Here is a 14162-nt window from a genome sequence, read left to right as displayed (position 1 = left end):
TCTGTGATTCATTTCTATTATTGGGCAATATCAATTTCACTATTCGTTTTTTCGTTTAAGAAGAAGATGGCAAGAGTTCCTGGACCGGAATGTGCACCAATTACAGAACCAACAATGTTCATATAAAAATGTTTACAGCCAAATCTTTCTTCAATCATCTCTTTCATGAGAAGTGCTGTTTCTTCGTCATCGCCGTGACTAATTCCAATGAGTTGATTTTGTAAATCCACACCTCTGATTTCCATTAATTCCAAAATTCTAGTTAAAACTTTTTTCTTGCCACGAATTTTTTCAATCGGAATGAGTTTTCCTTCTTCGACATTTAATAATGGTTTGATATTCAATAATCCACCGACAAAGGCACTTGCTCGGGAAACACGCCCACCGCGACGTAAATATTCCAAATCATCAACAGTAAATAAGTGTTCCATATGTTCGGAGTAAAATTTCGTTTCTTGAACAATTTTGTCTTTTGTTGCCCCGGTTTGTGCAAGTCGAACTGCATGATAAACAATTAGACCATGACCTAAGGAGGCGGCCTTTGTATCAATAATCGTCAAATCAAAATCTGGATATTCCTCAAGAACTTGTTCTCTAATCATACATGCCGTTTGGTACGTACCGGACAATTCAGAAGAAAATGCAATATAAATCCCAGTTTGTTTCGCTTCGGCTAATTTTGTAAAAACTTCTTTCACTTTTGTAGGGGATGCTTGTGATGTTTTTGGTGATTTTCCGTTTCGCATCGCATCGTAAACCGCTTTTGCACTAATTTTCGTTACATCATCATACTCTTTTCCTTCTAACTCTACTTTTAATGGAATAAATTCGATATCGTGTTCTACTAAAAATTCATATGGTAAGTCACAGCCGCTATCTGTAATTAATTTTACATTTGCCAATAAAACCACCGCTTTCTATTACATTATCTATGCTTTAGTTTAACACCAACATTGTGAGATTTAAACCAAAACTTGACAGAAATACGTTGGTAAATTGGGAAAGACTAAAAATAATGTAAAGTAATTATACTGGAGGGAATTATGGTTAAAGCACAAGTTAGAAAAATAATTGTTGTTATTATCGGAGCATTCATTTTTGCGTTTTCAATGAATTTTTTCTTAATTCCTGCTGGTGTTTACTCTAGCGGATTTTCTGGTCTAAGCCAGCTTCTTTCTCGGCTTTTCAGTGAATACGTTAACATAACTATTTCAGTGGGGGTCTGGTTATTTTTGTTAAATATTCCTGTCACAATATTAGGATGGAAAAAGGTCGGGAAAACTTTTACTCTGTATAGTTTTTTTAGTGTTATTGTTTCTTCGTTTTTTCTAAATATTATTCCAATCCAAAAATTATCGGATGATATATTATTAAATGCTGTGTTCGGTGGTGTTATAGGCGCGATTGGTATTGGAATGACTTTGCGTGAGGGAGCCTCAACAGGAGGAATGGATATTATTGCTGTATACTTATCGAGAGTGATTGAAGGCTCGGTTGGAAAATTTACTATGATATTAAATAGTTTTATTATTTTATCGGCAGGTTTTTTATTTGGATGGGAAAAATCCCTATATACGCTCGTTGTTCTTTTTTCAAGCTCAAAAGTAATTGACCTGATTCATACACAATCACAAAAACTTACAGTTATGATTGTTACGGAAAATTCGTATGATTTAAAAAAGGCGATTTTAAGTCGTTTAACGCGAGGAGTAACGATTGTACCCGCACATGGTGCCTATTCTGAATCTGGAAAAGATATGCTAATTACCGTAATTAGCCGGTATGAGTTGTATGAACTCAGGAAAATTATAAAGGAAATTGATGCGAAGGCTTTTACAAACATATTACAAACAGATTCAGTTATTGGCTTGTTTCGAAAGGATTAAAAAGACAGCCCAAATGTTTGAGCTGTCTTTTTACGTGTTATCGGAGGCAAATAATATGGTATTACAGAGAATCGAAATTGTTATTCATTTTTCTACTTTCTGCTTCAGCGTAGGTTAAATGATAAGGGATTTTTTCAGCATGTTTTCTAACAGCATCTACACCTTGTTTAACAAATCGTCTCGATTTTCTGCCCATTCTTATCCCTCCAACCGTAATTTTGAACGAGTATTCCCGTTCATTACTATCATATCCAATTGTATTGTAATTACACAGCCGGTTTTGCACGATCCCTGATTTTCACAATCATGTAACTTAACAAAATTGATTTATTCCAAGAGAATAAAAAAAGCTCCAATCTTATTAGGACTTTTTCAATAGTAGATCTTCTAAGTAAACTGCGACACCGTCTTCTTCATTTGTTAATGTTACGTCTTTTGCTACATTTTTTGCTAAGTCAATTCCATTTCCCATGGCGACACCGTAACCTGCATAATCAAGCATTTCTAAATCATTATCTTCATCGCCAAAAGCAATGACACGACTTTTAGGAATCCCATAGTAATCAGCTACCTTTTTAACACCAACAGCTTTATTAATTCCGTGTTTTACAATTTCAATAACAGGAAAAGGGGCTCCCCAACTCCGATGTTCAATAACTTCTGCCCTTGTTTCAGATAAATAATCATTGATTTGTTTAACATTTTGTTCGTCGGAATGAATAAGTAAACTTGTTGGGTCATGTTTTAAAAACTTTCGTAAATCCCCAGATGTTATGTTCGGATTTCCTAATTTAAAAATATCAATGAGTTTTGCGTCATGATAATGGAGATAGATGTGATCCATTACTTCTGCGATAATGTTTTGGATGGAGTACTTGTTCGATATATCGATAATATCACTCACGGTATTTAAAGGTAGTGGTTGATGATATACACCCCAATTGTGGTCAAGTGGATGGTGAACGAAAGCGCCATTAAAATTAACAATCGGGCTTTGTAAATTCAATTCTTTATAGTACATTTCACTTGCACGATATGGTCTTCCCGTCGAGATCATTACAACATGACCCTCTTCTTGTACTTTATTTAAAACGTCTTTTGTTTTTTTAGAAATTGATTTGTCATCTTTTAATAATGTACCATCTAAATCTAAAGCAATTAAATGTTTGTCTTTCATTGAGACATTCCTTTCATTAAGCATTTTTTAGAAATAATATCTTATGCATGGTAAACTAATGTTAAATTGTATTACATATTAGTTTATAATATATAAATAGAATTACAATACTTTTGCTTAATTTAGATTGTAGGGGGAAAAACATGATACTTGTTGATAAGAAAAAAGTCGCAAATATTCCTTTGCTAGAGATTGTCCAGAACGAGTTAATAGATAGAGCAGTTCCAACTGTGTTCTTCTTTCACGGGTTTACTAGTGCAAAAGAACACAATTTACATTATGCTTATTTACTTGCTGAGAAAAATATTCGTGTCGTTCTCCCTGAAGCCGATTTGCACGGCGAGCGAAGTCGAAACATTTCAATGGAAGAACAAGCATTAGCCTTTTGGCAAATTATCTTAAAAAATATTGACGAACTCGGCCTTCTAAAGGATGAATATGTAAACAGACATTTGACGGTAGAGAATCAAATTGGTGTTGTTGGAACATCAATGGGAGGAATTACGACATTCGGTGCTTTATGTAAATATGACTGGATTACAGCTGCAGTCAGTTTAATGGGAAATCCTGCCTATCATCATTTTGCCCGATATTTAGTTGCGGAACTACAAAGTCAAGGGCATGAAATTCCTTACTCTGAACAACAATTGGAAGGGGAGTATCAAAAACTATTACCTGTTGATTTAAGTATGCAACCAGAAAAATTAAATAACCGGCCATTATTATTTTGGCATGGTAAGAAAGATCCCGTCGTTCCATATACATATGCTTATGAATTTTATCAAAAAGTAAAAGGGAGCTATGAACATCCAGAGCATATTCAGTTTATTCTCGATAATCACGCTGGGCATAAAGTGTCCCGAAAAGGCTTACTTGCAACAGTAGAGTGGTTTAATAAATATCTTCATCAAAAATCATGATGATTCAATTTCCTTCATGTATTTGATATGATAAGATAAGATTTGAAGAAGGAGGTCAGTTTAATGGATGAAACATTAAAAGAAAATTTGCTCGGTGCATTGGAACAAGTAATCGATCCTGAATTAGGAATTGACATAGTAAATTTAGGCCTTGTTTATGATGTGAATCTAGACGAAAATGGAACAGCGATAGTGACGATGACGTTAACATCAATGGGCTGTCCTTTAGGAGGCATCATTTCAGACCAAGTAAAGATTGCCTTATCTGATATCCCAGAAGTAAAGGATACACAAGTAGATATTGTTTGGAATCCACCGTGGTCTAAAGATAAAATGAGCCGTTACGCGAAAATAGCCCTCGGTATTCCGGATTGAGGCTGATTATCAATAATTGCAAGAGGAAGGTGCTTATTATGAGATATCTTCCTCTTTTCTTTTAAGGCTAGTGATTCTCATGAGTTTTCCGTTATCAGTTCAATAATGGCAAAATTTATTATCCAGTGACATTCATTTTTCTCGTCTTTTAGTAAATGATAAGAAAAGAAAATGAAGGGGGGATAATAATGGGGGAAAATCGCCAGTTTCGTGCAGGACAAAAAGTACCGAATGATGGGATTTATATTGAAATTGGTGAAGTTGGTTCATCTGTCGTAAATCCAAGACAAGTACGGTTAAAAGCGGGAGAACGACTTCCAGAAAATTCAAATCATAATCGTGTGTGGACATTTAAAGGATAATTGTATAATAAAAAAATGAAAGGGCTGTCCAGTGAAAATTCCTTAGGGCAGCCCTATTCATTATATATTTAGTTCTTGTTCTTTTGGCATCGCACCTGTTATAAAGAAAATAAAAACGGTAACCACAACAGCTAAAATTGTTCCAACAGTAAAATCGTATGGAGCTGCTTTCATTGATCCAACAATATAAGTAATCATATGGGATAATAGAAATACCCAAAAAAATGTCCAGAAGTAACGCATGTCATCTCACCTACTTTGTATGATGTATTTATTTTTGTCTAATCCATATAAAATAATATTACCATAAAAATGAATTTTAGGTAATAAACTTAGTTCATGTTTTCCTGTCTTGTCAAATTCGTAAAAATAAGAAAAATAGGCGAATGTAATAGAGAGTTTATTATGGTTTTGAATATAGTATTATGAGAAGTGCTGTCGATAGGTAGTCAGTGTGTTAATGAATGGATAAGTTATAATAAGAGGGGTTAAAAATGAACTGGAGAACTTTTAAATTAAACAATGATTATTGTATCATTCATTATCCGGAAAAACCAAATGGATTTGGTGTGTTAATTATCGGCGGGGAAGAGCAATATGTCAATGGGCAGGATAGCAATTGGTTAAGCAATAACAATAGACATAATATTCTTCAGTCATTAATTGATGATGGTTATACTGTATATTATCCGAATTTTAATAAGAACCATATGGGAAATGCGCCATCCGTTGAGCAAGTAACGAGCTTGTATGAATATATAAAGCGAACAGAAATATTAAATGAACGAATTCATATTATCGCTGAAGGTATTGGTGCATTAATCGCGATGGACTTGTTAAAAAATAAAAATGAAATAATCCGTTCAATTGCTTTTATTAACCCAATATTTTCTATCCAGTGGCTACTAAATCTAATAAAAGATCAACCCTTCCTATATAAAAAGACCATCCAAGATATTGCAAAAGCATTCAATATAAGTGAAGAAAAATGTGAAAAAACAATCAAAACGCAAGAAATTTCTCGACATCAAATCAGTTATCCTTTCGTGATTATTCATATATTAGAACATGGAGTTCAAGATGCAGAATGGACCCAGCTCTATAAAAAATATCTTCATGACTATAATGATCAAATATATGTAATGTTACCAGAAAAACGTTCTAGAATAGCCTATTATACAAAAAAATTATTCAAAAAAGCAGAGGTACAATTATAAAATATATAACAGGTGGGGAGAATTTTGAATGGTTTCATCCTTCTCGGAGCGTTTGGCCAATTGGGTTTTGAATTGTGTGGAGAATTATTAGATAAAGGTTATCAAGTGTACCATGTTAATATTTGTGATTACTTAGAAGATGAAGAAATGATAGAAGAAAAGGCTCTCTATATTGGTAGAAATAGTAATTTTAAAATATACAGAGAAGATGATGGGCCAAAGATAAGTACTTTAGATTATCCAATTATTCTTCCTATATATGATTGGCATTTTTTTCAGGATAATGCAATTGATAAACTTAAGGAAAAAATATATCAGTTGCTTCATTCGTATAAAAATAAAATGAATGAACCATACATCATTACATTAGATATGAAAAATGGTGGAGATAAAAATCCGCTATTAGAAGAAGTAGCCAAACGAATTCAGGGTGCAACGAAAAGAAATTTAACGATTCAATTACCAATTCTATATGGCAAATGGTTAACATCCTCATCTTATCTTTTCAATGTATTAACGAATAATTATGTAAGAAAGTGTTATGATGCTATCCACTTAACGGATGCTGTTAGGGAAGTTGTGAAATTAATTTTGATGGAAAAATTAGGTGTTTTTTGTATAAATAATAGAAAAGAAGATCGTTGGATTCGTTATCTTTACGAAATAACAGGAGTTAAATCAAGAACAGAGTATATCAGTTATGAAAAGACTGGTTTTTCCGGTGAGCCAATTATGGTTAATGAGTGTGAAAGTTGGTCTTTAGAAGATGATAAGAAAAGGTTATTAAAGCTTAGTCCGAAACTTGTTAAATAAGTTTTTGTAATAAGGATATTCAATCGACTAAAAATCCCATTGAATATTCCTTTTTTTTACGGTAAAATTAGTACCAAGTCATAATAATTAGTGTTAATTGTAAAAGTAGGAGGCATATATATGGATGTAGGTGTTATTGGTATTGGGCGTTATGTTCCAGAAAAGGTTGTTACAAACCAAGAGTTGGAAAAGACTTTAGATACATCAGATGAATGGATTCGTACGCGAACAGGTATAAGAGAACGACGGATTGCAGCAGCTGATATGAATACTTCTCATATGGCGTTACTCGCAGCAAAACAAGCAATAGAAGATGCAAATATTCAACCTGAAGAAATAGATTTAATTTTAACGGCAACCGTCACACCCGATCAGTCGTTTCCATCCATTTCATGTATGATACAAGAAAAAATCGGTGCGAAAAAAGCGGCAGCAATGGATATTAGTGCTGCTTGTTCGGGGTTTATGTACGGGATGGTGACAGCAAAACAATTTATTGAAAATGGTGTTTATAAATATATACTTGTAATAGGAGCTGAAAAACTATCAAAAATTACCGACTGGGATGATCGATCAACAGCGGTGTTATTTGGTGATGGTGCAGGAGCTGTTGTGATGGGCCAAGTGTCCCCTGGAAGAGGAATTTTATCCTTTGAGCTAGGTGCAGATGGATCAGGTGGAAAGCATTTATACCAAGAAAAATATATATCTATGAATGGTCGTGAAGTCTTTAAATTTGCTGTAAGACAAATGGGAGAATCTGCCGTTCGAGTGATTGAGAAAGCAGGTTTTACAAAAGAAGAAATAGACTTCTTAATACCACATCAAGCAAATATTCGTATTATGGAAGCAGCAAGACAACGCTTAGACCTTCCAGTCGAGAAAATGTCAAATACTGTAGGTAAGTATGGCAACACATCTGCCGCATCTATTCCGATTTCGATGGTTGAAGATTTGGAAGCAGGAAGAATTAAAGAAGATGATTTAATTGTTATGGTTGGATTTGGTGGCGGTCTTACTTGGGGTGCAATTTTAATGCGCTGGGGAAAATAGTCTACTCATTGTACTGGTTTAGAAAGATTTTTTCAGCATCTTACATGGTTAAAAGATTCTCGTTCTCAATAACCTATTGCAACTAAAAGACAGTAAAAGTTCTCGAATAAAAATGAAATTAGGATAAGAAATTGTATTTAAAGGAGATGTATAAATAATGGAACGACGCAGGGTAGTGATTACTGGAATTGGTGCAGTTACACCCGTAGGCAACGATGCCCATACATCATGGAACAATATTATTCAAGGAAAATCAGGAATTGGTCCAATGACTCGAGTTAATGCAGAGGAATATCCAGCGAAAGTTGCAGCGGAAGTAAAAGATTTTAATCCTGAAGATTTTATTCATCGAAGAGATGTACGTAAGATGGACCGTTTTACACATTATGCTGTTGCTGCATCACTTATGGCTGTTAAAGATTCCAACTTAACTATTGATGATGAAAATGCCCATCGAGTCGGTGTTTGGATTGGTTCAGGAATTGGGGGGATGGAAACTTTTGAAAATCAGTTTGAAACGTTTTTAAACCGTGGCTATCGACGTGTAAGTCCATTTTTCGTTCCAATGATGATCCCGGACATGGCAACGGGCCAAGTATCAATTTTTCTCGGTGCGAAAGGATTTAATTCTTGTACTGTGACAGCTTGTGCAACTGGGACAAATTCGATTGGGGATGCTTACAAAGTAATTGAGCGCGGTGATGCAGATGTAATGATTTCAGGGGGTTCAGAAGCACCGATTACAAGAATGTCTGTTGCTGGATTTTGTGCAAATACAGCTCTTTCCACGAATCCTGATCCCCAAACGGCCAGTCGTCCATTTGATAAAGATCGTGACGGTTTCGTTATTGGTGAAGGTGCAGGAATTGTTATATTAGAAGAATTAAATCATGCATTAAATCGTGGAGCAAAGATTTATGCGGAAGTTGTAGGCTATGGGGCAACAGGTGATGCTTATCATATTACAGCTCCAGCACCTGAAGGAGAAGGTGGAGCGAGGGCAATGAAAATGGCAATTGATAATGCTGGTATCTCACCAGAAGAAATTGGCTATATTAACGCACACGGAACAAGTACAGAGTATAACGATAAATTTGAAACAGCAGCCATCAAAACCGTATTTGGTGAACATGCTTATAAACTAGCTGTAAGTTCAACAAAATCAATGACAGGCCATCTACTTGGCGCTGCTGGTGCAATTGAAGCGATTTTTACCGTTTTGTCATTAAAAGAAGGAATTTTACCACCGACAATGAATTTACAAAATCCTGATCCAAACTGTGACTTAGATTACGTTGCGAATGAAGCAAGAAAACAAGAAACGAATTATGCGATGAGCAATTCATTAGGTTTTGGTGGTCATAATGCGACATTAGTATTTAAAAAGTACGAATAAAATAGAAGATTGCTATTCAAGAAGTGTAAATGGGGGCGTCTTAGTAAGTTGAATTTTTAAGCTAATAGGAAAGTATAAATTTTCAAATTTCTACTTTCCTTGTGCGCATAAGTGCACAAGGAAGGCTTCAAGCGTTGCATCACAGTCGAAAAAAAGCTTTTTCGGGGAACGCTAGTCTCTTTGATTGTCTGAAAGCTCAAGCGACCCTCAGTTCTCTTTATCCGGATGCCCCTTTCTACGTACCCTTCATTTCAGCACAACCTCTTTATCATTCTTAATATTTTTCTAAACAATCGAATAAGTAAATCTTGTGTTTTTAGGAATAATTTAACTCTGTTCGGACAATACTGTACTCAAACAGGATTTAAGCGAGGGGTTAGAAATGATGTATTTACATGATGTTTGGGTAAACTGGTTTGAAGGGGAAGAGAACGGTTATAATGTGTGCCATTTTCATGAATGGCGGAAAGAAGACACCATTGAATTATTAGATCAAGTACCTGTACTCAAAGTATCAAAGGAATTATACAATTATATTGAAAATGGTTTATCCGATTTACCTGAAAGCTTATTAAATGATGTCTATCAAAAAGCATACTTAAGAAAAAATCACGAACGAATTCAAATGGATTATTGTTTCATTGTAACAGATGGGATTGGAATTTTAGCAGTAGATACAATTGGCTATCAAATTCCAATGCGTAAAAGTCGAATTATTCCACGTCAAGAACAACTTGTCTATGATATGATTGCTGGCGAGGAGACACTTAGTTACATGCTAAAGAGTCAAGAGAAAAAAGAGCATCATATCCTTTCACCAGAACCTACAATAATGATGGGACTAACGCGCAAGGAACGCCAATTAAAGCAACTACTCTTTATGGCTCTTGACCACCTCTATGCTTCGAAAAATACAGGACAAGTTCGATATTGGTATACAGAATGGGCTCCAGAACAATATTCCATGATTCGAACGAAGCCATTTGAAGAAATATGGCAGCAATTATATGATGAAGTTAAGCATGGTTGGACGGAAAAACATGAAAAACTATGTGAAGCGTTAGTAAAAGGAGAACCCTATTTCGAAAAATTATGGGAAATGGAAAAGGGCTCAAAAGTCAATTAACTAATGAACGTGATATAGAAATATATGTAGATTAAGGGGAAATAAAAAGGGGATTAAAATCAAATAGCTAAAATAGTAAACCAAGACAGTTTATTGGGGTAACCAATGAACTGTCTTTTTGGGCTATTAGGAAAGTATAAATTTTCCAATTTCTACTTTCCTATACGCATAAGCGCAACTACGGCTCTGCTTTCGCTTAAAGGCTCAGAAATCGCCGAGTTTTCTTTATTGTGCGCTCGGAGAATGGATGATAACTTTGTAGTGAACGCTACAATAGACTTGACAGGAGGAGTTATTAGTAGAAGGTAAAGGTATTCGTGGTAACGTTGAATATAGGAAAATTTTTTTGTCTCTAAAAAGGAACAACTCTCTGGAATTTTCAGGGAATCCACTTAATAAATATGAAAAACTAAAATTGATAATCTAATAGCTATCTCCTTTCGTTTAACAAAATTTTTTAACTTATGAATACTATTTTCATATTTTGTAGGATAAAATGAAATAGAACAAGTAAAAATGAGGGGGAGAATCTGCATGAATGATTTTATGTTTCAGATTATTGCCATTGTCATTTATATGCTTGCGATGATTTTAATCGGTTTTTATGCTTTCAGTCGAACAAAAAGTTTAAATGATTATATGCTTGGCGGACGAAATCTCGGTCCAGCTGTTACAGCTTTGAGTGCTGGAGCAGCGGATATGTCAGGTTGGTTATTAATGGGCCTTCCAGGTGCAATTTATTTATCAGGTCTTGCTGAAGCTTGGATTGCTATCGGTTTAACGATTGGTGCTTATCTCAATTGGGTTTTTGTCGCTCCAAGGCTACGAACATATACTCAAGTATCCAACGATTCGATTACGATTCCTAGCTACTTAGATAATCGGTTAAAAGAAAATGGAAAAGTGTTGCGTATCGTCTCAGGTATCATTATCTTTTTATTCTTTACTTTTTACGTATCTTCAGGATTAGTTGCGGGTGGAGTTTTCTTTGAAGAATCATTTGGACTCGGTTATCATACAGGACTTTTTATTGTCGGTGCTGTTGTTGTTATCTATACACTATTCGGTGGGTTTTTAGGGGTAAGTTACACAGATGCTATTCAAGGACTAATCATGTTTTTTGCGTTAATACTTGTTCCTGCCATTGGAGTGTTTGTAACGGGTGGAATTATGGAAACGTTTACAGAAATAACATCAATTAATCCAAATCTTTTAAGTTTTGTTTCAGGGACAACCGCACTTGGAATTATCTCTGCTTTAGCATGGGGATTAGGATATTTTGGACAGCCACATATTATCGTCCGTTTTATGGCAATTAAATCTGTAAATGAAACAAAACGGGCGAGAAGAATTGGAATTGGTTGGATGGCACTCAGTATGATAGGTGCAATTCTTACCGCGTTAGTAGGAATTGCTTATTACCATCAAAATACAGGTGTAAAACTATCAGATCCTGAAGCAGTATTTATTGCACTCGGTCAAATTATTTTTCACCCGTTTATTGCAGGTATCATGCTAGCTGCTGTTTTAGCTGCAATTATGAGTACAATTTCGTCCCAATTAATCGTCACATCTTCTGCGCTTGTTGAAGATATTTATAAGGCAATTTTTAAAACGAATGCAACAGATGCAAAATATGTTTTCCTTGGACGGATGGCTGTTCTTATTGTATCGATGATCGCTTTTATACTTGCATGGGAGCAAACAAACTCAATTTTAAAATTAGTTTCTTTTGCATGGGCAGGTTTTGGTGCTTCATTTGGACCGATTATTCTTCTTACTTTATACTGGAGAAAAATTACTGCAGTAGGAGCTTTAGCAGGAATGATTACTGGTTCAGTGACCGTATTCGTTTGGGGGTATTCGAAACTCGGAAAAATTATGTATGAAATTGTTCCTGGATTCATCTTTTGTTTCATTGTAACGGTTATCGTTAGCCTCATTACGTATAAACCAAATGCGAAAATTGAAAGAGAATTTGATGAAACACTTTCACTATTAGAAAAAGATGAGTGATAACGTATTTTTCTTTAATAGGCATACTCCGTGTAAAAATGCAAAACATATACATGGAGGTGGAAACTATGTCAGAAAATCAAAAGATTAAAGATCAACTCCGTAAATATTTTAGTGATAAGCAGGCAGTTAAAGATGAACAACCCCATGAATTTGACCATGAACTTGCTAACGAACCACTTACTGCTAGTGAACGGTTAAATAATAAAAAAACGAAAAAGCGTCAATAAGTAACAGGGGGCATCCAGAAAGTCATATTTTTGATTTCTGGATGCCCCTTTTCATGTTTCAAAACCTTGATATATCAGCTTCCTTGATTATCACATTGTTTTAGGATTATCCATTTTCGGACAGCCCCTTACCTTGGGTACTAGGAAAGTATCGGTTTTTGATTTCTACTTTCTTAACGCTAAGCAATAATTATGGATTCGTATCACAAAGCTAAGAGCCCTTGAGTTTTCTTTATAACTATCTTTTACGGCCTAATCCCATTGCATTTTCCATTTTCTTTAACATTTTATTTGCAACTTTATTGGCTTTTTCTGCACCTCGGTCTAAAATTTCATCTAGCTCTTCGGAATCAATTAATTCTTTATAACGAGTTTGTATTGGTTGTAAGGCATTGATAATTACTTCTGCTAAATCTGTTTTAAATTCTCCGTAGCCCCTTCCTTCGTATTTTGTTTCAATTTCCTCAATAGACAAGTTACTAAAAATGGAATAAATAGACAATAGGTTTGAAACCCCAGGTTTGTTTTCATAATCATATTTCACAATACCATCAGAATCTGTTACAGCACTCTTAATTTTTTTCTCAATTTGTTTCGGTTCATCTAACAAGGAAATAAAACTTCTTTGATTTGGATCTGATTTACTCATTTTTTTTGTTGGTTCTTGCAATGACATAACTCGTGCACCAACTTTTGGTAAATGAATATTAGGAATTGTAAAGATATCATTGTATTTTTTATTAAAACGTTCAGCGATGTCTCTTGTTAATTCCAAATGTTGTTTTTGATCATCCCCAACAGGTACTAAATGAGCACTGTAAAGTAAAATATCAGCAGCCATTAATGGTGGGTAAGTTAACAATCCTGCTGAAACTGCTTCCCTTCCAGCCGATTTGTCTTTAAATTGAGTCATTCTTTCAAGTTCCCCGATATAGCTAACACATTGTAACATCCATCCAGCTTGTGCGTGTGCAGGTACCTCTGATTGGATGAATAATGTTGCTTTATCGGGATCAATTCCAACTGCTAAATATAATGCAGCTAAGCTTCGAATATTTTTTCGTAAAGTTTGTGGGTCTTGTGGAACTGTAATGGCATGTTCATCTACGATACAGAAATAGCAATTATAATCATTTTGTAATTCGACAAATTGTTTTAATGCCCCAATATAGTTTCCAATTGTAATTGTTCCACTTGGTTGAATTCCTGAAAAAATTGTTTTCATATTTACGCCTCCATATTTATTTACGTACTAACATGATTGCTGAAATGAACTTTATTTTACTAAAAAACAAAAAAACCATTCGCCCAAAATAGGGACGAATGGTTTTAAATCCGCGGTACCACCCTAGTTACCGAAAAGGTCACTTATCCTGTTAACGCCAGGTGCACGCAAATGCCTACTCATCGTTTTAAAAAACATTTTCGGATTTGACTCGAAAGCCCATTCCATCCCACTTGTAGTTTGTTTTCACCAACCACAAACTCTCTTTTATACAAAGAAGGATGTACTATTCTTTCTCATTGCTTTAGTTATTATAAAAATTTATAAAATTATTATATGCAATAAATAAATGAAAATCAACAAAAT

General features: G+C 34.7%; 16 protein-coding genes and 1 other annotated feature. Of the genes, 11 read left to right on the top strand and 5 right to left on the bottom strand.

Annotation, left to right across the window (positions count from 1 at the left end; all coding sequences use genetic code 11):
* Positions 1-17: 17 nt before the first annotated feature.
* Positions 18-902 (bottom strand): DegV family protein, encoded by an 885-nt coding sequence (locus BN2144_RS17730; RefSeq protein ID WP_033829550.1) that lies wholly within the window; start codon positions 900-902, stop codon positions 18-20.
* A gap of 141 nt (positions 903-1043) precedes the next feature.
* On the opposite strand from BN2144_RS17730, the gene BN2144_RS17725 reads away from it, so the two are divergent.
* Positions 1044-1886 (top strand): YitT family protein, encoded by an 843-nt coding sequence (locus BN2144_RS17725; RefSeq protein WP_033829549.1) that lies wholly within the window; start codon positions 1044-1046, stop codon positions 1884-1886.
* Between the two features lie 61 nt (positions 1887-1947).
* Here BN2144_RS17725 and BN2144_RS20650 read toward each other — a convergent pair whose 3' ends face one another.
* The gene (locus BN2144_RS20650) at positions 1948-2082 is read right to left on the bottom strand and encodes a hypothetical protein (RefSeq protein ID WP_268258037.1); all 135 of its coding nucleotides are present in this window, start codon (positions 2080-2082) and stop codon (positions 1948-1950) included.
* A 165-nt stretch (positions 2083-2247) separates the two neighbouring features.
* Complete coding sequence (locus tag BN2144_RS17720) at positions 2248-3063, bottom strand: Cof-type HAD-IIB family hydrolase (protein ID WP_033829548.1); 816 nt, start codon at positions 3061-3063, stop codon at positions 2248-2250.
* A gap of 143 nt (positions 3064-3206) precedes the next feature.
* Between BN2144_RS17720 and BN2144_RS17715 the strand changes: the two genes are divergently transcribed.
* The 3 genes from BN2144_RS17715 to BN2144_RS19360 all read left to right on the top strand — a co-directional run bounded on the left by BN2144_RS17715 (position 3207) and on the right by BN2144_RS19360 (position 4720).
* Entirely contained in the window at positions 3207-3983 is a 777-nt protein-coding gene (locus BN2144_RS17715) for a prolyl oligopeptidase family serine peptidase (RefSeq protein ID WP_033829547.1), read from the top strand.
* 63 nt (positions 3984-4046) lie between these two features.
* Positions 4047-4358, top strand: coding sequence for a metal-sulfur cluster assembly factor (locus tag BN2144_RS17710; RefSeq protein ID WP_033829546.1), 312 nt, complete (start codon positions 4047-4049; stop codon positions 4356-4358).
* A gap of 188 nt (positions 4359-4546) precedes the next feature.
* Positions 4547-4720: a YjzC family protein gene (locus BN2144_RS19360; protein WP_075047855.1), complete on the top strand. Its 174-nt coding sequence runs from the start codon at positions 4547-4549 to the stop codon at positions 4718-4720.
* 60 nt (positions 4721-4780) lie between these two features.
* On the opposite strand, the gene BN2144_RS17705 is transcribed toward BN2144_RS19360, so the two are convergent.
* Positions 4781-4963 carry a YjzD family protein gene (locus tag BN2144_RS17705; protein WP_033829545.1) on the bottom strand — a complete coding sequence of 61 codons (183 nt, stop codon included), beginning with the start codon at positions 4961-4963 and terminating at the stop codon, positions 4781-4783.
* A gap of 251 nt (positions 4964-5214) precedes the next feature.
* Here BN2144_RS17705 and BN2144_RS17700 point away from each other — a divergent pair, with 251 nt between their 5' ends.
* From BN2144_RS17700 to sspO, 7 genes are all read left to right on the top strand, one after another.
* Positions 5215-5937, top strand: a complete 723-nt coding sequence (locus BN2144_RS17700) for a hypothetical protein (RefSeq protein WP_033829544.1) — start codon at positions 5215-5217, stop codon at positions 5935-5937.
* A 24-nt stretch (positions 5938-5961) separates the two neighbouring features.
* Complete coding sequence (locus BN2144_RS17695) at positions 5962-6750, top strand: hypothetical protein (protein ID WP_033829543.1); 789 nt, start codon at positions 5962-5964, stop codon at positions 6748-6750.
* Positions 6751-6870: 120 nt separating this feature from the next.
* Positions 6871-7803, top strand: a complete 933-nt coding sequence (locus tag BN2144_RS17690; protein WP_033829542.1) for a beta-ketoacyl-ACP synthase III — start codon at positions 6871-6873, stop codon at positions 7801-7803.
* 157 nt (positions 7804-7960) lie between these two features.
* Entirely contained in the window at positions 7961-9199 is a 1239-nt protein-coding gene (fabF, locus tag BN2144_RS17685) for a beta-ketoacyl-ACP synthase II (RefSeq protein WP_033829541.1), read from the top strand.
* Positions 9200-9581: 382 nt separating this feature from the next.
* Positions 9582-10325 carry a YjbA family protein gene (locus BN2144_RS17680; RefSeq protein ID WP_033829540.1) on the top strand — a complete coding sequence of 248 codons (744 nt, stop codon included), beginning with the start codon at positions 9582-9584 and terminating at the stop codon, positions 10323-10325.
* Between the two features lie 534 nt (positions 10326-10859).
* Positions 10860-12341 carry a sodium/proline symporter PutP gene (gene putP, locus BN2144_RS17675; RefSeq protein WP_033829539.1) on the top strand — a complete coding sequence of 494 codons (1482 nt, stop codon included), beginning with the start codon at positions 10860-10862 and terminating at the stop codon, positions 12339-12341.
* Positions 12342-12409: 68 nt separating this feature from the next.
* Positions 12410-12571 carry a small acid-soluble spore protein O gene (sspO, locus tag BN2144_RS17670; RefSeq protein WP_033829538.1) on the top strand — a complete coding sequence of 54 codons (162 nt, stop codon included), beginning with the start codon at positions 12410-12412 and terminating at the stop codon, positions 12569-12571.
* A gap of 238 nt (positions 12572-12809) precedes the next feature.
* Here sspO and trpS read toward each other — a convergent pair whose 3' ends face one another.
* The gene (trpS, locus tag BN2144_RS17665; protein ID WP_033829537.1) at positions 12810-13796 is read right to left on the bottom strand and encodes a tryptophan--tRNA ligase; all 987 of its coding nucleotides are present in this window, start codon (positions 13794-13796) and stop codon (positions 12810-12812) included.
* 87 nt (positions 13797-13883) lie between these two features.
* Positions 13884-14105 (bottom strand) — a binding site (T-box leader).
* Between the last annotated feature and the right edge of the window lie 57 nt (positions 14106-14162).

The organism is Bacillus andreraoultii (genome assembly GCF_001244735.1).
In the GTDB taxonomy this organism is placed as follows: domain Bacteria; phylum Bacillota; class Bacilli; order Bacillales; family Caldibacillaceae; genus Caldifermentibacillus; species Caldifermentibacillus andreraoultii.
Note: the sequence above shows the minus strand (reverse complement) of the source record. Positions and strands in the feature narration are given on the sequence as shown.